At 60.5% G+C, this 20,246-nt stretch carries 16 protein-coding genes and 4 pseudogenes; 17 read left to right on the plus strand and 3 right to left on the minus strand.

Annotated features, from left to right (window positions below; all coding sequences use genetic code 11):
- The first annotated feature begins 263 nt into the window (after nucleotides 1-263).
- The 7 genes and pseudogenes from QZ634_RS00135 (at nucleotide 264) to QZ634_RS00165 (ending at nucleotide 8,693) form a co-directional block, all read left to right on the plus strand.
- Nucleotides 264-1,097 (plus strand): PD-(D/E)XK nuclease-like domain-containing protein, encoded by an 834-nt coding sequence (locus QZ634_RS00135; RefSeq protein WP_291984503.1) that lies wholly within the window; start codon nucleotides 264-266, stop codon nucleotides 1,095-1,097.
- Nucleotides 1,098-1,191: 94 nt separating this feature from the next.
- The gene (locus QZ634_RS00140; protein WP_291987912.1) at nucleotides 1,192-2,253 is read left to right on the plus strand and encodes a recombinase RecT; all 1,062 of its coding nucleotides are present in this window, start codon (nucleotides 1,192-1,194) and stop codon (nucleotides 2,251-2,253) included.
- Between the two features lie 877 nt (nucleotides 2,254-3,130).
- Nucleotides 3,131-3,835 (plus strand): annotated as a pseudogene (locus QZ634_RS00145) (hypothetical protein); the annotation flags it as partial.
- Nucleotides 3,836-4,481: 646 nt separating this feature from the next.
- A pseudogene (locus tag QZ634_RS00150) lies at nucleotides 4,482-5,240 on the plus strand (transposase); the annotation flags it as partial.
- Between the two features lie 86 nt (nucleotides 5,241-5,326).
- The gene (locus tag QZ634_RS00155) at nucleotides 5,327-6,709 is read left to right on the plus strand and encodes an IS1182 family transposase (RefSeq protein ID WP_291984505.1); all 1,383 of its coding nucleotides are present in this window, start codon (nucleotides 5,327-5,329) and stop codon (nucleotides 6,707-6,709) included.
- 139 nt (nucleotides 6,710-6,848) lie between these two features.
- Nucleotides 6,849-7,451 (plus strand): annotated as a pseudogene (locus QZ634_RS00160) (transposase); the annotation flags it as partial.
- Between the two features lie 174 nt (nucleotides 7,452-7,625).
- On the plus strand, nucleotides 7,626-8,693 hold the full coding sequence (locus tag QZ634_RS00165) for a patatin-like phospholipase family protein (RefSeq protein ID WP_291984507.1): 1,068 nt from the start codon (nucleotides 7,626-7,628) through the stop codon (nucleotides 8,691-8,693).
- Here QZ634_RS00165 and QZ634_RS00170 read toward each other — a convergent pair.
- Nucleotides 8,679-10,256 carry a hypothetical protein gene (locus tag QZ634_RS00170; RefSeq protein WP_291984509.1) on the minus strand — a complete coding sequence of 526 codons (1,578 nt, stop codon included), beginning with the start codon at nucleotides 10,254-10,256 and terminating at the stop codon, nucleotides 8,679-8,681. The genes QZ634_RS00165 and QZ634_RS00170 overlap by 15 nt on opposite strands.
- A gap of 221 nt (nucleotides 10,257-10,477) precedes the next feature.
- On the opposite strand from QZ634_RS00170, the gene QZ634_RS00175 reads away from it, so the two are divergent.
- From QZ634_RS00175 to radC, 7 genes are all read left to right on the plus strand, one after another.
- Nucleotides 10,478-11,524, plus strand: coding sequence for a cyclic GMP-AMP synthase DncV-like nucleotidyltransferase (locus QZ634_RS00175; RefSeq protein WP_291984511.1), 1,047 nt, complete (start codon nucleotides 10,478-10,480; stop codon nucleotides 11,522-11,524).
- On the plus strand, nucleotides 11,525-13,219 hold the full coding sequence (locus QZ634_RS00180; RefSeq protein WP_291984513.1) for a ThiF family adenylyltransferase: 1,695 nt from the start codon (nucleotides 11,525-11,527) through the stop codon (nucleotides 13,217-13,219). It abuts the gene before it with no gap.
- 68 nt (nucleotides 13,220-13,287) lie between these two features.
- On the plus strand, nucleotides 13,288-13,731 hold the full coding sequence (locus QZ634_RS00185) for a Mov34/MPN/PAD-1 family protein (RefSeq protein ID WP_291984515.1): 444 nt from the start codon (nucleotides 13,288-13,290) through the stop codon (nucleotides 13,729-13,731).
- A gap of 862 nt (nucleotides 13,732-14,593) precedes the next feature.
- Nucleotides 14,594-15,676 (plus strand): toprim domain-containing protein, encoded by a 1,083-nt coding sequence (locus QZ634_RS00190; protein WP_291984518.1) that lies wholly within the window; start codon nucleotides 14,594-14,596, stop codon nucleotides 15,674-15,676.
- Between the two features lie 13 nt (nucleotides 15,677-15,689).
- Nucleotides 15,690-15,956, plus strand: coding sequence for a hypothetical protein (locus QZ634_RS00195; RefSeq protein WP_291984520.1), 267 nt, complete (start codon nucleotides 15,690-15,692; stop codon nucleotides 15,954-15,956).
- Between the two features lie 100 nt (nucleotides 15,957-16,056).
- The gene (locus tag QZ634_RS00200; RefSeq protein WP_291984522.1) at nucleotides 16,057-16,863 is read left to right on the plus strand and encodes a DUF1738 domain-containing protein; all 807 of its coding nucleotides are present in this window, start codon (nucleotides 16,057-16,059) and stop codon (nucleotides 16,861-16,863) included.
- A gap of 83 nt (nucleotides 16,864-16,946) precedes the next feature.
- Nucleotides 16,947-17,546: a DNA repair protein RadC gene (gene radC, locus QZ634_RS00205; protein WP_291984524.1), complete on the plus strand. Its 600-nt coding sequence runs from the start codon at nucleotides 16,947-16,949 to the stop codon at nucleotides 17,544-17,546.
- Between the two features lie 109 nt (nucleotides 17,547-17,655).
- On the opposite strand, the gene QZ634_RS00210 is transcribed toward radC, so the two are convergent.
- Entirely contained in the window at nucleotides 17,656-18,300 is a 645-nt protein-coding gene (locus QZ634_RS00210) for a LexA family transcriptional regulator (RefSeq protein WP_291984526.1), read from the minus strand.
- Between the two features lie 80 nt (nucleotides 18,301-18,380).
- Here QZ634_RS00210 and QZ634_RS00215 point away from each other — a divergent pair, with 80 nt between their 5' ends.
- The 3 genes from QZ634_RS00215 to QZ634_RS00225 all read left to right on the plus strand — a co-directional run bounded on the left by QZ634_RS00215 (nucleotide 18,381) and on the right by QZ634_RS00225 (nucleotide 19,755).
- The gene (locus tag QZ634_RS00215) at nucleotides 18,381-18,653 is read left to right on the plus strand and encodes a hypothetical protein (protein WP_043569162.1); all 273 of its coding nucleotides are present in this window, start codon (nucleotides 18,381-18,383) and stop codon (nucleotides 18,651-18,653) included.
- 5 nt (nucleotides 18,654-18,658) lie between these two features.
- Entirely contained in the window at nucleotides 18,659-19,150 is a 492-nt protein-coding gene (locus tag QZ634_RS00220) for a FlhC family transcriptional regulator (protein WP_291984528.1), read from the plus strand.
- 302 nt (nucleotides 19,151-19,452) lie between these two features.
- Nucleotides 19,453-19,755 (plus strand): hypothetical protein, encoded by a 303-nt coding sequence (locus tag QZ634_RS00225; RefSeq protein WP_291984530.1) that lies wholly within the window; start codon nucleotides 19,453-19,455, stop codon nucleotides 19,753-19,755.
- Between the two features lie 63 nt (nucleotides 19,756-19,818).
- Here the strand turns inward: QZ634_RS00225 and QZ634_RS00230 are convergent.
- Nucleotides 19,819-20,126 (minus strand): annotated as a pseudogene (locus QZ634_RS00230) (DNA helicase); the annotation flags it as partial.
- Nucleotides 20,127-20,246 lie beyond the last annotated feature (120 nt).

The raw sequence follows: 20,246 nt of genomic DNA on the forward strand, positions 1-20,246 counted from the left end.
GAAACCCGCCAGCTACTCCGACGGGCTCTGACCCTCGCGAGTCAAGAACAAGCAGCGAACTGAAGCACGCCCCGGCTTGCCGGGGCTTTCCCGAGTGCGTTTCCTGAGCGCCCTCCGGAAAGCAGCCTTTGATCGAGCGATTCTTCGCCCGAGCAAGTCGCGGTAGCTGGCCGCACGAAACAAACAGCATTTTCATCCACCCAGCCGGGGAGGCCCTCTCCGGAAGGGGCAGGTGACTCCGGCTTTTTTCTTCTGGAGGCACTATGCACGTAAGACATCCTGGCCTGCTGCGCATGCCGGCCAAGCAATACCACGCGGATCAATCGATCGGCCATTCGGGAATCATCAAACTGCTCAAGAGCCCCGCGCATCTGCGCGAAGCCCTTGATCATCCGTCGCCGCCAACGCCGGCGATGGCGTTTGGGTCTGCGGTTCACACCCACGTCCTCGAACCGGATCGTTTTTCCGAAGAGTTCGCGGTGGTCGAGAAGTTTGATCGCCGCACCAAGGAAGGCAAGGAAGCCGCCGCCCGCTTCGAACAGGAAAATCAGGGCAAAACCCTGATCACTTCCGACGACCTGGCGACATTGACCCGAGTGCGCGCCGCCGTTCACGCGCACGAGGGGGCGGCCCGCCTGTTCAAGCAAGGAGAGGCCGAGCTGTCGGCGTTCTGGACAGACCCGCTCACCGGGATCCCCTGTCGCTGTCGTCCGGACTGGTTCAACGGGACGGCCGTGGTCGATCTCAAGAGCTGTGTCGATGCCAGCAGCCGAGGTTTTTCTCGCGCCATCGCCAATCTTGGCTACGACATCCAGGCGGCGTTCTACGTCGATGGAATGAAAGCCGTGACCGGCACGGAGTTGCCCTTCCTCTTTGTCGCCGTCGAAAAAGAGGCTCCCCATGCCGTGGCGCTTTACCGGGCTGACCCAGAAATCATCGAGGTCGGTCGCAAGAAGTACCGGGCAGCACTGCAGCTTCTGAAGTGGTGCCAGGACTCGGGCAACTGGCCGGCTTACCAGCCCGGGGGTGAGATCGAATTGATTTCGCTACCGCGTTGGGCAGCCAACGCCGACGCCTTCGAGTTCGACGCCGCCTGATCGGCGGCCATTTTTAGTTCATTGACCCCGGCGGGGAGACCAGTCCCCGCTCCGGGAGGCATGGTGTCTCCGCCATTTGTATTTGGAGGAAACCATGTCTCAAACCTTGCGTAACATCCAGAGCGCCCGTCAGGGGAATCCGACCAACGTGGTGTCTTTTCCAGCGATGCTCGAACAGCTCAAGGGCGAAATCGCCCGCGCGCTGCCCAAGCATCTCAGCGCGGAGCGCATGGCGCGGATCGCACTGACTGCATTTCGCATGAATCCGAAGCTGTCCGAAGTGGAGCCACGCAGTGTCGTCGCGGCGGTCATCCAGTCTTGCCAGCTCGGTCTGCAAATCGGCCTGATGGGCGAAGCGCATCTCGTCGTGTTCGGTAGCCAGTGCCAGTTGATCCCCGGCTATCAGGGGCTCGTGAAACTCGCGCGCAACAGCGGCAGCGTGCAGGACATCTATGCGCACGAAGTGCGGATCAACGACCGGTTCGACATCGTCCTGGGCCTCAACCGTTCCTTGATGCACGAGCCGTTGAAGAAGAACGGCTTCCCGGCGTCCGACGACGAGCGTGGAGCGATCGCCGGTTTCTACGCCGTCGCGGTGTTCAACGATGGCTCACGCACCTTCCACGCCCTGTCAAAGGAGCAGGTCGAGTGGGTACGTGATCACTCCCGCGGCTACCAGATGGCGAAGAAGAACCGAAAGGAGAGTCCGTGGGACACGCATTTCGTCCCGATGGGCCTCAAGACGGCCATTCGCCGCCTGTGCAATTTGCTGCCGAAGTCGCCGGAGCTGGCCATGGCTCTAGCCATGGACGAACTCAACGAACGCGGTAAAACCCAGAACATCGGGATGGCCGAGGCGATCGACGGCTCCTGGGCTCCGATCATCGACGACGAGTCGAGTGACGCGAAGGCTGAGGAGACGGGGGCGGGCGACCAGAAGTCCGGTCGTGAAGGTGGCAAACCGCCGCTCGATACGCTCCTCGCCAGCATCAGCCAAGCTGCATCCGTTGATGAACTCGACGAACGCTATGCCAAGGCCGAAGACGCCGCCGACGACGGCGATCTTGAGCAGTTGCTTCGCGCCTATCGCAGTCGTAAGGCGGCGTTGACCGACACGGCTTCACCGGTCAGTGCGATTGTCGGCGTAGCGAAATGAGCGCCCCGCGAGGAAGTGATCGCGGTGTCTCTATCCATGGCCGATGGCCCGAGGCCACGACGAAAGGCTGCGGTCCGCACCGAGCGAGCAGAAGCACCTGGCGAAGGCTGCCCGTGGTCTGACGATGAACTCGTCAGGCTTCACAGGCGCCTGCTGCACAAGTCGCTGCGCGCTCTGTTCGATTCGAGGGTCTGCGCCGCTACACGGGTGGAGATCCTCGACTGGCTGCTGTCCCCGAAGGAGTGCTCGAACGCCTTCTCGTACCACGCGTGCTGCGCGCTTTCTGGCCTCGATTCCGAAGTGATTCGGGATCGGGTGCTGGAACGCTACCGGCGACGCGATCCCCGATAAACCCCCGGCGGCAACGCCGGGCTTTCCGCAGAGGGTTGACGCAGCCCTTTGCGGAAAGCGCATCTGGGCGTTGGCGCCGGCCGGCCGGTGGAATTCTCCGTGTTGCTGCGAGGTTGTGCGCTCCAGGTTTGCATTTCGGGACGGGCATGGCTCTGGCGAGAGCTCTTGCCTGACACGATCTGACGACAGACCGAACTGCGCGCGCGGTGGACACAAGTAAGCCAGGACTCTGCAGTCGATGGTTGCCGCGGGTCGGCAAGATCTGTTCGAAGTGCTGCGACGTCAATAGTGACGCGAACGTCCGCTGTGCCGCGTATAGCGGTCTCTCCCATAGGACGACCCGTGAGCCGCTGCCGGCCAAAGGCTGGCGCTCGTCCGTGACTGCTCTCTGGTACTCGCCCCCCCCAATTTGTACCGATGCAGCGCTGGCCTCCCCACCTGCGATCGGCGAACAGCCCCCACGTAACTCGGGCGCGGGTTGCTGGATTAAAGTAGATGTTGCTGACATCACCTAGAGAACCGATCCATGAACGAAGCTTGGATTCTTCAAACCTCTGAAATTCGGCGTCCGTTCTCTCGGGCGACCTGGGTCCCACTCCGGGCGTCGCTCAATGACGAGAAGGGCAACGTGACGGAGGTTGGGTATATCGGCAACATATTCGCTTGCGGCTCCGTCGCCTTTCCAAACAAGCATCGCGAACTTGCCGAGCGCTTGAGCTGGAGCGACATCGGTATCGGGCACACCGTGGCACCGTATGCGTACTCAGACGGACATTACTCGCCGATGGATGAGTACCAGTACAACGACAAGGAGTCCATCGGGATCAACCTTGTTTTCGAGCACCCACAGCCCGTGGTCGGCGGCCGGCAGTGGATCCTGAATCCTGACCTGGTGGTCGCGCTTCGCCTGATTAAGGAAGGGCCGAACTGGGCCAGGCCGGAAGAGGACTTTGTCGTGGTCGCTAGGGAGACGGTGGACAGCGATGGCAGCCATCGCCTGATAGAAATCAAGCGCGAGTTCCTGATGGACTATCTGGCCGCGCGCGGCCTCTCCCTTCGTCTGTCCTATGACCGCCAGCGCGTCGAGAACGTGGCCGACCACAAGGACAGCCCCTATGCCGGCCTGAACGAGATCCAGGATCAGCGTGAAGGTGGAAGGTACGAGCTGCGCATCCGGGAGCTGAGCGCCGTGTTTGGCGGGAACTGGGCGTCGCTTCGTATGTGGCGCACTGTATCCAACGGGTCAGAGTGATTTCAGTTTCCAAATCACTCTGACCCCCATGGCACTACCTTAGGCCGATAGCATGGACAAATCACTCTATTTCTTGCTTGCCAACGTACGTCACCACCGGCGCAAGCCGGTGCCCGGGAAGGTCCGTCGATGCTGGATTCAGGTTTTTTCTTGGATGCAAAGGCGGCTTACGTTTCTGTAGCAACTGCTTGTCGTTAAACGAAAAACATGGCATGTCAAAAGCTTAAGGTAGTGCCATGGCACTCTGACCCGTTTAGTTTCACGGGCAGTGGCAATGTATCGACCATGCATGATATTTGGCTTAAGACCATAATTCATAAGCTGCTTGATTCGATCACCCTGTTCTCGAAGACCTGCCGTCAGGCCAATTCACACAACGCGGCCATTCCAAGCGATAGCGGTTGTACGGGTGCCAGAGTTACCATACCTTGGAAGAAGACGTTTAGCCCAATTCAGACGATCGGGACCGGCAAGAGGAACCGGCCTGAGCAAACGCAATCATTGGCACAGGTGTCTCATAGAGTCAGTCCGCATGCGCATAGGGAAAACCTTATGCTCTAGCAGCCTGTCGGACTTACCCCGCTGCATGCGATAATCATAGTTATTGATTGAGACGGGCGTTGCCATGACCTTTCACGCGATAGATCGAGACACCGACTACCTGTTGCCCCCGTCGGTGCAAGAGTGGCTGCCAGAAGCGCACCTGGCACGGTATGTCGTGGATGTAGTGGAAGGACTTGATCTATCGGCGCTGGAACGAGCCTATGCCGGGCGTGGCAGCGAGGCCTATCACCCGGCGACGCTGCTCTCCTTGTTGATCTACGGCTACGCCACGGGTACGTTCTCCAGCCGCAAGATTGAACGGGCGACCTTTGATTCACTGGCGTTTCGTTACATTGCCTGCAACCGGCATCCCGACCACGATACGCTGTTTTACTTCAGGAAGCGCTTTGGCAAGAAGTTTCAATCCGCCTTTGTCCAAGTGCTCCAGATTGCTCGGGAGAACCAACTCTCGCGTTTTGGTACCGTCAGTCTGGATGGCACCAAGATTCACGCCAACGCCAGCCGGCACAGCGCCCTATCGTATGGGCACGCTGAGAAGATCGAAGCCCACCTGAAGGCGGGGGTACAGGAACTGCTGGCTCTGGCGGAGTCAGCAGATCAATCGTCGGTGCCGGACGGAGCGAGTCTTCCCGACGAGATCAAGCGCCGAGAGGATCGCTTGGCGGCGATTGTGGTCGCCAAAGCCAAGCTCGAGGCACGGGCCAAAGAACGGTATGCGCAGGAGAGCGCGGAGTACGAGGCCAAGAGGGCTACCCGTGCAGCAAAGGAAGCAGCGACAGGCAAAAAACCGGGCGGCAAGCCACCGACGCCACCTGAGAGCCTGTGAAAATATTCCCAAGGGTTTGTGTTGGGTGTGTGCGTCTGGGCTATGATGGCGATGTCATTAGTTATAGGCAGGCTGAGATCATGTCCGAGACGAAACCACTGTTCGCAGACGACGCCATGCCCGAGGTCACCGCGTGCGCCCCAGCTGCTGCGGAAGCAGTGCTACGGAAGACTGTGGCGCGAGTCTTGATGCCCAATCGCAGCCAGCTCGAATTTCGTGCCAGCGATCTGGAGTCAGTGCTTTCCCCTGGACACCGAGCGCGGTTGGTGTGGGGTTACGTGGAGCGACAGGAGTTGGCAGGGCTCTATGCGGGAATCAAAGCCGTTGACGGTGGCGTGGGCCGGCCGGCGATTGCCCCTGAAATCCTGTATGCCCTGTGGCTTTACGCGACGCTGGAAGGTGTTGGCAGCGCACGTGCCATCGCTCGTCTGACGGAGGTCCATGACGCCTACCGGTGGATTTGCGGTGGAGTACAGGTCAACTACCACACCCTGGCCGATTTTCGCAGCCACCAAGGCGAGGCGCTGGATGATCTGCTGACCAACAACGTCACCAGTCTGATGGCGGCGGGAGCGGTCAAATTCAAAGGCAGTGCGCAGGACGGCATGCGTGTGCGCGCCAGTGCCGGCGCTGCCTCGTTCCGGCGGGAAGAGACGCTGAAAGCCTATCTTGAAGCGGTCCGGCAACGGGTGGCCAGACTCAAGGCGCAAGTGGATGACGACCCGGTGGGCGAAAGTGCTCGCAAACAAGCGGCGCAGCAGCGTGCGGTGGCTGAACGGGAGGCACGCATCGAGGCCGCCCTGGCTCGGCAACCTGAACTGGCGGCGATCAAGAAGGGTCAGGGCAAGGACCCGGGTGAAGCCCGCTGTTCGACGACCGATGCCGATGCGACGAACATGAAGATGGGCGATGGCGGATTTCGGCCGGCGTTCAACTTTCAGTACGTCACCGACACCGAAAGTCAGGTGATCATCGGCGTTGAGGTGGTGACTGTTGGCACCGATCAAGGCCAGCTGGCAACGATGGTCGAGCAAGTCAGCGAACGCTATGGCCAGGTCCCGGAGAACTGGCTGGTCGATGGCGGCTACCCGGGGCATGGGCAGATCGACGCGGTCGCAGAGCACACGACTGTCTATGCGCCAGTGCCCAAGGCAAAGGACCCACAAGTCGACATCCACCAACCGAAAGCCAAGGACAGCCCGGCGGTGGCTGAATGGCGTCAGCGAATGGCCAGCGACGAAGCCAAGCGTCTGTACAAGGACCGCGCATCGACCGCCGAATGCGTCAATGCCCTGGCCCGCAATCGGGGGCTGAATCGACTGCTGGTTCGCGGTCTGAAGCGCGTCAAGGCGGTTGCACTACTCTTCGCCCTGGCGCACAACCTGATGCGCACCGCTACGCTCGCACCCCATTTGGTCGGGATAGGGAGAGGAACGTCTGTCGTCCCGCAAATCGCCGGGTAAACAGCAAAAATCCGCCAAGAAACAGAAATCGCGCGCCAACAGCTTGCTCTACCATGAACACAGCATATCTTGGCCTGTACTGGCCATACTTGGGAAATGACGCCCCTGCTGGCGCCCAGGGAAAAACTTCACAAGCTCTGAGTCCGGACCGCGTGCGGATGATCAGATCAACCTGACCGATGAAGAATCCCGGATCATGAAAGTCGCTGGTGGCGGTTTCGAGCAGTGCTACAACGCTCAGGCAGTGGTCGATACCGAATCGATGCTGATCCTCGTCCCGGACGTCACGCAGGCGACGAACGACAAGGAGCAGGTCGAGCCGATGGTCGGGAAAATGCAAGAGAATCCCGAAGGACTCAATCAGCCGGAGACTCTTTTGGCCGATACGGGCTACTTCAGCCAGAGGAACGTCACCGCCTGCGTCGACACCCAGATAACGCCGCTGATTGCGGTCAAGCGCGATGCGCACCATTCGCCGTGGCGGGAGCGTTTCACCGAGCCGACGCCGCTGGCCGAAAACGCTTCGGCCGTCGATGCGATGAAACATGCGCTCAAAACCAAGGCTGGCCGCGCGGCCTATGCACTGCGCAAACAAACGGTGGAACCGGTGTTCGGCATCATCAAGTCGGTGATGGGCTTCCGCCAGTTTCTGCTGCGTGGCCTGGAGAATGTCCAGAACGAGTGGACGCTGGTTTGCCTGGCGTGGAATTTGAAGCGCATGGCCGCTTTGCGTCTGCAGTAGGAAACGACGACAGGGACATCACCACTCCATGACCAAGCAACCAGATTTCACCCCAAAACGCGCCGACTCGTCCCGGATCGCGGAATTGGCCTACCAGCCAATTCCAAGCCCGACAGGCTGCTAGGCACTTGAAACAACTGGCAAAGACCCCATCTGCATAAGCTATATCAGTGGATGAGCAAAATGGCTGAAAAAAGCAAGCCCTTCAGAGTGTTGTGCTTGGACGGTGGCGGCATGCGCGGGGTCTACCAGGCTGCATATCTTGCGACCTATGCCGCCCGCGTGGCCAAGACCGAGCGCTTGGGGGAAAATGCTCTCGATATCGGCAGTGCTTTCGATTTGATCGTCGGCACCAGCACGGGCGGCATCGTGGCTTGCGCGCTCGCCAAGGGCATCCCCCTTCACGACGTGCAAGATCTGTACTCGGATTACGGCGGCAAGATCTTCCCGCACCAGTGGGCGCGAGCGCTGCCGTTCATTGGCAACTTCGTGGTCCGGAATCTCGGCATAGGCCTGCGACGCGGTGAACTCGCGCTACGGGAAGCACTGAAGTTCAAGCTGGGGGAAACTACCATAGCTGAGGTCTACGAGAAGCGTGGGATCGCGCTGGCGATTCCGACGATCGACATCAACCGGCATTCCGCTGTCGTCTTCAAGACCAAACATCTCAACAGACTTAACGGCCGCGACGACCCGCGCACGCTGGTGGATGTGTGCATGGCTACCACAGCAGCGCCTATTTTGCGTTCGATGGCGAAGCTGGATGAGCCCGGCGGTGACGGTGCAACAACGGCAACCTATGTCGATGGCGGCCTGTGGGCCAACAACCCTGGCTTGATTGGCATGATGGAAGCGGTCGAAATCCTTCATGACCGGGATGAGCAGCGCCCGATTCAGCTGTTTATGCTGGGCACACTGCCCGCGCAGGGGGGCGAGGAAATTTCCGATCGAGCTCGCTATAGGGGAGCTCCAGGCTGGAAGTTTGGTTTGAGGGCCATTGAGGCCGGAATGAACGCGCAGGCCGTTGGATACAGTTACCTCACAAATAAGGTTGCAGAATTGCGCCATGACGGGAGCTTTGCCTACCGTCTGCCGGCTCAGTGCCCATCTAAGGCCCTGCAGGAGTATCTGTCCAACATGGATGACGCTCGGCCTGAGTTGCTGAACGCGCTCGCACGACAAGCAATTTCCGACGTTGACTATGAAATTCCCCCGCAGGACTTGTCTCTATTGCGCGAATGATTCTGACATGTTGAAGGCGGCTGGAAAGTCGATACGGCGGCAGCGGACGGCGGCCCACATTGCTTTCACGCCGTTTTGCGTGACCCGGTAGAGACGAGAGTTGGTGACCTTGGCGATCAAGCCATGGCCGCGCAGTTTAGCGATCAGGCGGCTGGTTCGATGCGTGCGCCGCTTGATTTCGGCGGGGTTGTTGGCAGGGGCTGAGTAAAGCTTGGCCTGGAGATCGCGGTTGCGGAAGCCATTGATGGCGAACTCGCCGGCCAGCAGCGCGGTGAACAGAGCGACGTTCTCCGCGGTGACCGGGTTGAAAGCGGCGACATGCCGACCGGCCTTGCTCTGTGACCGGCACAGGCGATCGATGGCCTCGATCGCCTGACCTTGAAGAGGAGCATTGGCCAAGGCGTCGATCAGGCGCGAGTTGGCGCCGTGAGCGACTTCGGCATAGCGCCAGAAATTCGAGACCCCTTTGCGCATGGGCGACCACCGGCAGACGACCTGGCCCTCGGCATTTTCGGACGAGGTGAGGATTTTGAACTCTGCCGGATTGTTGAGTGTGGTCTCGATTCTCAAGACGTTGAGATGATCGTAAAGTTTGACGGAGTTGCGTCGGATACGGAACTTGATCCGGCAACCTTCGGGCCGCTTCTTGCTGTCGATGACGACCTCGCCCGTGAAGAGGTGATGAGGTTTTTGGCCGAGAAAGCGCATGACGTCCGTCGCGCCGAAGCCGGTGATGGCGGCATGGACGAGGTCGTGGTGGATACGTTCGAGATTGGCTCTGGACTTGAACAGGATATCGGTGGCCACTTCGGCCTGGTCGATGCCGAACCAGTAGCCGTCGAACTTCGCAGCGGCGATGGCCGGCAAGAGCGGATTGACGCTGGCCACCTGACGAATCAGGAATGCTGGCCAGTCGGTGTGATTGAACTGCTCGGCAAGTGCCGCCGTGGCCTCGAAATCCGACACCCAGAGAATCTTGTTGTCGCTCCGCTCGAAGGCGACACCCACTTGCGGCAGTTGCCGACACAGCCACTCCCGGCCATTGACGTAAATCTGAGTGGCGTACGGTGCCCAGGTCTGGATACGCACGTGCATCCAGCCAAAAACCGGGTCGATCAGATACCAGTACAGGTGCAGGCAGCGGCGATTGCGCCGAACGACTTCCAGACGTTGTGTCTTGCGATTGCCGGCGACGGCGAACGAGACGCACGGTTCGATGACCGAGAAGATGCAGACTAGGCCTTCGGCAATTCCGTCCTGCTCGGCGATGGCCCGGGCCATCGCTTCCTTCGATCGACCGCTGGCGTGCGTGTGCGCGGAGGCGAGAAAGTGGTAGGGACGCCCCGCCTCTTCGGCGGTCGTCTTCGCGTGTTCGACGAGCGTTTTGGTTTCGCTTTCGAAGAACTTCCCGGCATCCTTGAGCAGCACGCCCCGCTTGGACAGGTAGCGGCCAAACGCACCATCCGGAAACATCGAGGTCAGGTACCCCTTGAAGATGATCCGGTCGAACCCTTCGACCACACCCAGGATTGACTCTTGGTGCTTATTGAGGAAAATGTCCATGTCGCCTCCTTTGCCGTGCGGTGGTCTACCTCCTACGTGGGGTTGAGGATATTGTCCTCGCAAATTAAATCCGGCGGTATCGGAGGCGACACCTCCTTTTGGTTGCGGCCAACGGCCGCGCTATGCTTGGGCAAGCCAAGACCAGCACCCTCAGATGAAGGCCTTCCGGACCGCGCTATCCGATTCTCAGCCTCACGCACCTACAAACCAGGAAGAAAAGAATGACTGACATCAATTGCAACGCCGACATGACCGGCTATCACCGTAGCGAGGTCACGCTAGCACTGGGCCAGCAACAGGACATGCGCGGCCGAAGGGACAACGGCCGGGACCGTCTGCGTAAAGGCCTCGACACTGCATGCAAACCGCAGCCACGAGAGATTCACTCTCAGGGCTCGTACCAGATGCGCACCATGGTGCAGGACCCTAACAACGACTACGACATCGACGATGGCGCCTACTTCTGTTCAGAAGACCTGAAAGATAACGACGGTGTAGACTTAACCCCGCTAGCCGCGCGGCAGCGTGTGTGTGACGCCTTGAAGTGGGATGGCCGCTTCAACCAAGAAGCCGAGGTGAAGGACAACTGTGTGCGCCAAGTTTACGCTGCGGGCTATCACATTGACGTGCCGGTCTACCGTATCGGTATGGAGAAGGACTTCGCCGGCAATCACGTCGAGAAGTACGAACTTGCCAGCGGCGACTCGTGGGTCATTTCAGATGCACGCGCCGTCACGAAGTGGTTCAACGACCAAGTAGGTGAGCTGAATTCCGGCCAAGCCGACGGCAGCCAGATGCGGCGTATCACCAGGCTGACCAAGAAGTTCGCCCGGCGCGCGGATTGGAAAGCGAATACCACCAGCGGGATCACGATCTCGAAGCTCGTGGTAGATCATTTCGTGGTCAACGCAGATCGCGACGACAAGGCGCTGCGCCAGACCTGGCAGCAGATCCACTGGGCTCTAACTTTGTCAACCCAGGTTGCACATCCCGTTGTCGCGAAGAACCTAGCCGAGCAAGGCGAGGTCCAAGTCACGTACTTCCGGAACTGTCTGAAGGGGGCGCTGGACACCCTCAAAGTACTCGACCGCGAAGACTGCAGCCGCGCAATGGCCCGTGAGGCCTGGGATAGCGTGTTCGACACGAACTTCTTCTCCGATCAGCCGAATCCCGATACCACCAACGAGGCATCCGCTCTTGGCTCAGTCATGAATGTCATATCGGTCGAAACTGCGCGTCGCGAGGATGGTGGTGGACGCTTCGGCTGAATGACGTCGGCAGAAGTCATCACCGCCGTCGAAGCCGAGCTGGACCAGTGGTGTCCAGGCCACTGGCGAAAGCTATCCGTCGAGGAGATGCAGCCGGACCCTATGCCGCTGTTCCACTGCGGCTGGCGGGTAACTCTTGCAGAGGGCACGATCCGTGCCCCAGGAGTCGGCCACCTTCTGTGCGCCATCGACGTCGCGTTCCCTAACTCCCAGCCCCGTATTTTCGCCCCGGAACTTGGAAGCGATTTCCGCTGGCCCCACGTCGAGCCGAATGGGCTGCTGTGCCTGCGCCCGACGTCGATCATGGCCCCACCGGGCGATCGCGCCCGCGTCCACCTCGATGATGCGGTCGAACTGCTAAACTATTCCGATGCGAAATGCCGGACCGAGTTCGAGCGGGAGTTTGGCTCGTATTGGTCTCAGCAGGCCATCCAGCCAAGCGGAAAACTCAAGGTCCTCAGCCTAGTGAAGCCAGGCGGCAAATCGCGCCAGGTGGCTTTCCACTTGGATGCGCAATTGGGGCGCATCGTTGTCGCCGATACCAAGGCTGAGCTCAAAGCTTGGCTGGTCAGCCTCGGCGTTCAGGTGGGAGACCATTTCCTGTGGCCCGCTCTGCTGGTCAAGCTCCCACGCCCGTGGCAGCCGACCGAGTTTCCGCAAACCGTTGGCGATACGATTCGTGACCTTCCCATGAATGTTGTGCAGCCGATGCTGGTGCATAACCACCGCACGCTGTTCCTGTTCGAAGCTGAAACCTCGACAGGCCCAGTATTCGCCTCGGTCGTGGCGACCGGTGACAAGAGCCGGAGGCTTCGAAACGGATTCCGGAGCTGGGAGCAAGTTCCGCTGGACCACGTGAAGCGTGCTTTGTCTAACCAGCGTGTGGAGCGTGTCGTCGTAAGTCGCGTCGACGCGCCCTGGATTCATGGGCGGGGCCACTACCCGGATCACACCGATTTGCAGGGCCGCAAGGTAGTCATCGTGGGCTGCGGCGCTGTGGGATCTGAAATCGCGGAGTTGCTGGCCAAGGCTGGTGTCGGTGAGCTGACGTTGATCGACAGCGATACCTTTCTGTCCGCGAACGCCAGCCGTCACTTGTTGGGTCTTGGCTCCCTCGGCTGGAACAAGGCCCAGGGCGTGGCTACTGAGTTGCAACGCCGACTGCCCCACCTGAAGATCGGCGCGTCTTACACCAAGAAGTTCGAGCGTCTCACAGCCGCAGACCTAGGGAAGCTTGCCGGCGTGGACATGATCGTAACCGCGGGTCTGGACATCGAAGGCGAAGCGGCCGTGAACGCTTGGCGTCAGTCGTTGAACCGTCCTCCCGCCTACCTCAGTACTTGGGTCGAGGCATATGCCATCGTGGGACATGCCGTGCTGCTCTACGGCAAGGACGATCTGATGTCGCGCTTCGAAGGTGAGCGTCCGGCTTTCCGTTTGACGGACTGGCCGGTGGGGGCCGGCGAGGTCATCGTCGAGGCCGGTTGCGGCAACGTTTTTCAGCCTCATGGCGCGGCCGATCTCCAACCGACCATTTCCATGGCGAGCAAGTTAGCCCTGGATGCGCTACTCGGGCGCGTGCCCGCATCCTGCAGGCGCGTGTGGTTCGGAGACCGAGAGGCCGTGGAGGCGCTGGGCGGTGTGACCCGGGACGACTTTACTGAAACCAATGCCATGCGGCAGCTGACATGGTGACGCGGCCGCCACCTGATGGCACCGCTGCACCCAGCTTAGTCGGTCGGCTTGAAAAGGTTGCGCAGCTGGTGCTCTTTACCGCTGACGCCTTGGCGCATGTGCGCCGGTACCGTCAGTGGTTGCCTTGGGCAAAGGAAGCCGGCGGCCAACTGTTCGGAACCATCAGCGCCGAACAGATCCTGGTGACTACCGCGACAGGCCCGTATCCCCGTGACGAGCGATCGCGCTACCGCTATCGATCCGACCCCGCCGCCGCACAGCACGCTATTCGCGCTCAGGCCGAATCCGGTCTGCTCTACCTCGGGGAGTGGCACACGCATGCCGAAGATCGCCCGGATGCGTCTGGCTTGGACGGCGACGCCATGCGTCTGCTCTTGGCCAAGTCCCAATTGAACAGCAACACGTTGCTAATGCTGATCATCGGACGCAAGACCACGGTCGATAGCCTTGGACTGTGGACCGTAGCGGCTAAGCGCGTGGATCAATGGCGCCTGGAATACATCGCCACCTAACTCCAGAGGCTGCACGATCAGAACGACTTCGATAGCCGCTGGAGATGAGCTTGTGCCTCGCTGGCTTTTCATTCGGTGGTGGAACTTTCGAAAGAGCCACCGTAACCTGAGTTACCAGGGTGACATTGTAGTCATCGACCAATGGAGCTGCGACACGGAACACTCGGAGATTATTTGTCTTTTCGCAGGGTACAGAGCGGCAGCTAACTGGTATATAGCCGCCCGAGTCTTTCCACAGCCCAAGGTCAGCAATGGCACGACCAGACGAAGCGCGCCTCGTCGCGAAAGCCCGCTTTGAAGCAAACACCGGACGCTGATTGTTGTCGCTCACGCCGGCACTCATCCCCGCCAAATTCCGCCGCCAATTTTTGCCACCAAATTTGTGCGGTTTTACTCCGCCGCTAGCGCCGTTCCCTGGTGCTGGCAACGCGAGGCCGTTGGAAATCGCATCCAACCGCGCTGTTCGGCCGTACGCACCGAGATGCCCTGTCGTCGAATTCGATCCGATCAGGACGCATTTCGCCCGCTGTAGGCCGAAGTGTCTGCGTACCATCGTAGCCGTTTCCTCCCCTGCAGCACTTTCCCCGGCCACCGTGCCGGGGCTTTTCGGAGGGGGTTCGGTGAGCCTCCTGCGAACAGCCATTGAGTTTCGATCCCGCACCGTAAGGCGCAGGATGGACGTGTGGTAGCTGGCCACGAGAAAACAAACAGCATCATGACCCCGCCGGGGAAGCGTATCCCGGCAGGGCTACCTTCATGCCGCGCGGAACGTTCCAACCGGCCTTGCCGTGGCCTTCCCCAGGACCCCGGCATGGGGTGCTTCGGAAGGTCCCGACCGGGACATTCCATGGAGGCACCTGCAATGAAACAGGCTTATCGAACACAGAGCGTCAAGGATGACGCACGCGGGCGCTGGGAGCGGGTCCTGCCCGATCTGGCGCCGGCGTTGAAAGAGGCTGTGGAGCGGCGAGGGAAGCATGTCCCTTGTCCGGTCCATGGTGGTCGGAATGGCTTTCGGGTTTTTCCTGACGTCGATCAAACCGGCGGCGGAGTCTGCAATACCTGCGGCTTTTTTGCCGACGGCTTGTCTTTGCTGATGTGGGTCAACGACTGGGATTTTGGTCGCACGATCCGCGAAGTGGCAGAGCATGTCGGCGGCCAGCCCGTCAGCAGCACCCGCAGGCAATGGCCGTCGGTCGCAAGTGGTACGTCCGACGATGCCACCCGCCGCGAACACCTGAATCGCACTTGGCGGGAATCCTTCCCGCTAACAGACCCGCAAGCCGAGCCGGCGCGTCTCTATCTGGCGCGGCGAGGGCTGTCGGCAACGGCACCACAAACCCTGCGTTTTCATCCCGCGCTGGGTTACTACGCCGAGCGGTGTCTCGTGGGGCGCCATCCAGCCATCCTTGCCCAAGTCACCGGGCAGGGGGGCGATTCAGTGACTCTCCATCGCACCTATCTGACGGTCGATGGCCACAAGGCGCCGGTCGACGCGCCCAAGAAGCTGATGTGCCATCCCTCGGCGCGACAGCTGACCGGCGGCGCCATTCGCCTGATAGCCCCCGGGAGTCGCCTGGCGGTGACCGAAGGCATCGAAACTGCGCTTGCCGTCATCGAAGCCACCGGTCTGCCCGCCTGGGCGACCGGAAATGCCCATCTTCTGGAAACCTTTGTTCCTCCTCCAGGAGTGCGCCAGGTCCTGGTCTTTTCCGACAAGGACCGGCCGTCGCGACAGCACCCGTCCGGACACGGACAGGAAGCGGCGAGGGCATTGGTGACTCGGCTCTGGGCCATGGGGATTCAAGCCGGTGCGATTGCGCCAGCGCTCACGATTCCCGACGGCCAAAAAGGGGTCGATTGGCTCGACGTGTTCAATCTCGCAGGGAAAGCAGGTTTTCCCACGCTCGGCAGCGTCGACAAGGCGCTGACCCGGGCCGCCTGACGAGGAGGTGACCATGTACGGCGTCATCGACTTCAGTCGGATCAACACCCGGCCAGGGGGTTTCGGGCCTTTCGCACCGCCAGTCGGATGGCAGGGCGACTACCGGCAATATCTGCAAACCCGCTTCGATGGGGACATCGGTGTGCGACAACAGATCCTCGTCGTCGGCCGAATCCTCGTTCTCCAACCTGACTGTGCACGCGCCCGGTTCCTCGGGCCGCATGCCGTCGAAGCTCAGAAATTTGCGCTTTCCGCGGGTTCATCGATCAACCGCAGCTAACGCAGCAGACTTTCCCGGCCTTGGCCGGTTTTTCCATCCCACGGGGAGTGTATCGCTCCCCGACAGGGACGGTGCCTTCCCATTTTTCACTGGAGGCACCATGTACGACAAGTTCGCACCCCTTCTCGAACAGGCTCTCACTGAGCCCGGGATCGTCAGTCAGGCTTTCCGCCGGTTTCACCGCTTCAGTGTCGGCAATCAGATTCTGGCGGCCATCCAGCTTCGGCGAAAGTGCCTGCCTCTATCGCCCATCGCGAGCTTCAGTCGCTGGAAGGCCCTGGGTCGGTCCGTCTGCAAGGGACAGAAAGCACTCTCGCTGTGGATGCCGATCACCGTCAAACGCCGGGACCGGCAGGCGGTTTCTGACGATCCCGGCGATTCCGGCAGCAGCGAAGAGGTGTTCACGCGCTTCAAACTCGCGCCGCGCTGGTTCAGCCTGGAGCAGACCGAAGGTGAGGCCTACGCTGAGCCTGTCGAATCGCCCCATTGGGATGCCGGAGCGGCTTTGGCCGCGCTGGACATCACGCAGGAGCACTTCGATTACCTGGACGGCAATGTCGAGGGCTATGCGGTTCAGCGCCGCATCGCGGTCAGTCAGTTGGCCGAGCACCCCCACTCGACGCGTTTTCACGAGATGGCTCATGTCGTTCTCGGGCACACCCTCGAAGCCGACTGCCATGACGCCCCGTCGACGCCAAGAAGTGTTCGCGAAGCCGAGGCCGAAGGCGTGGCCTTTCTCCTGTGTTCGATCCTCGAGTTGCCAGGCCGGGACGAGTCGCGAGGTTATATCCAGTCGTGGCTCAAAAACGGTCAGCTCCCGGAAAGATCGGCGCAGCGGATCTTCAGCGCCAGCCAGAAGATTCTCGAAGCCGGCAGACCCGTTGGCCAGCCAACGGTAACGCATTAAGTCGCAATCTTTGAACCCCGCGGGGCGTGCATCGTCCCGCAAGGGGAGGGTGCCGTCCCGCTTTTCTATTGGAGGCACCTCAGATGATTCATTCAAGCAACCGCGAACTACTTTCGATCGTGCTTGGTGACGAGGCCGCGTCGCTCGCCACGCGTTCGCTGGCCGAGCTTTTCGGGCTGCGCGCCGTTCGGCAGACCACCACCCTTGGTGCGGCAGAGGAGGTTCTCTCCTATGCCGTGCGTGACCGATTGATGGCAGCCCGGGAACTTCTGCGGCGTGCTCTGGCGGAAGTTCTTGCCGAATCAGCCGTCAGCCTGTCTTCACCGGCGGCAGTTCGCGATTACCTGCGGCTGTTTCTCGGTGGGCAGGAGTACGAAAGTTTCGTCGCGCTGTGGCTCGATGGGCAGAACCGGCTGATCGCCGGGATGGAGCTCTTTCGTGGAACGACGACGCAGACGTCGGTCTACCCCAGGGAAGTGGTCAAGGCCGGCCTGAAACACAACGCCTGTGCCGTTATTCTGGCGCACAACCACCCCTCGGGGCATCCCGAGCCGTCGCGCGCCGACGAGTTGCTGACCAGCGAGCTCAAGAACGCCTTGGCGCTCGTCGACATCCGGGTGCTCGACCACTTCATCGTGGGCGACACCGCCGTCATGTCCTTCGCAGAGCGGGGGCTGATCTGACCAAAAAAATACCCGCCGACCTGGCGGGTATTTTTTTGGTCAGCTGCAGGCTGCAGCCGAATGGTCGAAAGTAATAGTCTATTAGGAAAACGCTCGGCGAACGTAATGATCAGCGTAGCCGACCGGAGAACACCACCGTGCCGCAAACCACTGCGTCGTCCGGCAGACGCATGATCGGTGTCGGCCAACTGGGGTTGAGCGTTTTGAGAAATCGGCCTTCAGGCGTGACTACCAGTCGCCGGAAGAGGGCGGTTTCGCCATGGAGTACCACGACATCCTTCCCGTGTTCAGGAGTGACACGCGGGTCCAGGAAAAGAATCTCACCTTCGCGGTAGCCGTCGTCGCCGTGCATCGCCTCACCGAGCACCGGGAGGGCGAAGGTCTCGTCGCTGTGCTCGACGGGGCAGGCCAGCCATGCGCCCTGGTCCCGATCGTTTGCTGAGTCGGTGGGCAAGATCTGTTCCCAGCTCAACACTGGCACCACGCCCCTGGCGAGCATGTGGGCAGAGATCGGCTCCCGGCCGGCCAACTGATCCGGTGTGACGCCGAACTCGGCGGCGAGCTTTTCGAGCGTGTCCTGCCGCGGATGTTTGGCCTTCGAGCGCTCCCTGAGAATTCGGTTGATGGCCGGCTGTGAGACACCCGAACGATGGGCCAACTCGGTCTGATTCAGGCGATGTTTGCTCATCAGCGCTTCAAGGATTTCTGCCACCGGGTTTCCGCTGGCGGCGACTGTAGAGGCGATGTTCATCATAGATCATCCGATTTATGGTTGTGCTATGTATTAAGTGTAATATATAATGCGTCCGTGTGGCAACTTTTTGATTGTCTATCATGGAAAAGCGCGACGTACTCAAAATCAACAGGCAGTTCCTGTTGCTCACGCGCCAGTTGGCGCGGGAGGGCAGGGCGGCCGAGATCATGACCGGCTTACCCCGCGCGGTGATCGAAAAAGTGGCCTCGCTCGACATGGACGAAATCGACGAGCTGGCGGAGACGGTCCCCGTATCGCTCTACACGTTCCGATTGACGGACTCGGCGCTTGAGCGGCTGTTGCAGATGCCAAGGGATGCGAAAAGCACCTACGCCGAAGCCACGCTTCTCTAGCCGTCATGTCGGCGCTGCTTGCCCCTGATGAGTTGGAAAACAGCCGAGTGGCCCATGAGCTGATCCGTTTGCGCCTGCGCGTGCCGATCGTTCATTACCTGACGAACATCCATCCGAAGCCGCTGCGCATGCGCTGGCGGCAGCTCCACGGGGAAAGCCCGCACAACGGGAAACTCCCGGATTCCGTCCGACCGTTCATCACCAACCCAATGATGCTGGCCAAGCTCTCCAGTTTCGTTGCTCTCTACAACCGTCTTGACGAGGGTGATGGCCGATCGGTCACCGCAGCGATGTTGTTGTCGGCATGGGAAGTACATGGTCGTGTCGGGAGCGTTGGCCTGGACATCAATGCCGCGTGGTACGCGATCAGGGATGTGCGATCGAGGATCGTCGGCTGGGAGCGGTGTGCAAGGTGCCAGGCCATGTACATCTATGAGCCGAATGTGTCGCATGCGCGATCGTGCCCGTTTTGTCGGCTGGCGAGGGCGCGATCCTGAGGCTTTTTCTGAACGGCAGCAGACCGTCGGGTGGGTGAGAGTAGTGTGTCGCGCCGGGTCGTTGCACTCTCGTTGCCCCCCGTTGGCATCGGAAATTCGCAGCGCGTTCAACGCCCTGTTGGCGGTCGGTATCGATCGACCCCCTCAAGTCGCCTCCACGACGCCGTTCAACAGCCCACCGCCCGACGCTTCCGTCCGCTCGGTTGCGCGCGTGATGCATCGACTCGCCATTCATGCAATATACTGTACAGGTGTACAGCACGTTGGCGGCTGTGAAGCTTCTTCGTTAGTTCCTCTCCCCCATGATTTTCAAGGTCTATCTGATGCGTATCGGTGGTCGGCGTCGCCCGTGGCGCGACATCCTGAACAGCCCAGCCTACGTTGGCGACCTGCGCACCGTGACCGAAAAACGTGGTGATGCCATCTACACCCAAGCACTCCTCGTCAGCGCCGGGGCATTGGCCCAATGCCAGCTACCCGCCCTCTATGAGCCGGTGTTGGTGACAATCGCGCCGATGGCGATCCAACTCCGTGGGTTCGAGCGTATCAAGAAGCCCGAGGGGTTCTACGGCGTTGTTCAGGAATGGCATTGCATTGCGCCGTAGCCGCGTAACCCATGCGGCGAGCCACGGCTGGCTGTTGCCGTTCAACTACCCAACGAGGGCAGCTCAATGGGAGCAAAGCCCGCGCCCATGACTTCGCACGTCGTCGAGAAACTCCGAAGCCGGTTCGACGCCGGTCACAGATAGATCGTCTCTCACCCGTGTGCAACAAGTAACGAAGAGCAAGCGTCGCTCAGTATCATCGACCTCCTGGAGATCGGCGTCGTCGCCCACCGTCTTGATGCGATCATGTAAAGGGATCACTTCGTAGCGTCGCAAGCCATCATCACTACCGCGCGGTATTCCAAACCCTCGGCGAGGTCCATGGTGCTGATCGCGGTGTGGCCGCCGATCGTTTCGACGCGCTCATCCAGAGTCTTGACGGAATACAGCTGGCACGAGAGACAACACTAAAAATATCAATTTGATTCACGTTGCAAGCCTGAGAGGCTGCATCTCTGGAGGGTGCGTGTTGAGTACGGAAATCCCACTCT

Source organism: Candidatus Accumulibacter sp. ACC007 (genome assembly GCF_907163205.1).
GTDB lineage: Bacteria > Pseudomonadota > Gammaproteobacteria > Burkholderiales > Rhodocyclaceae > Accumulibacter > Accumulibacter regalis.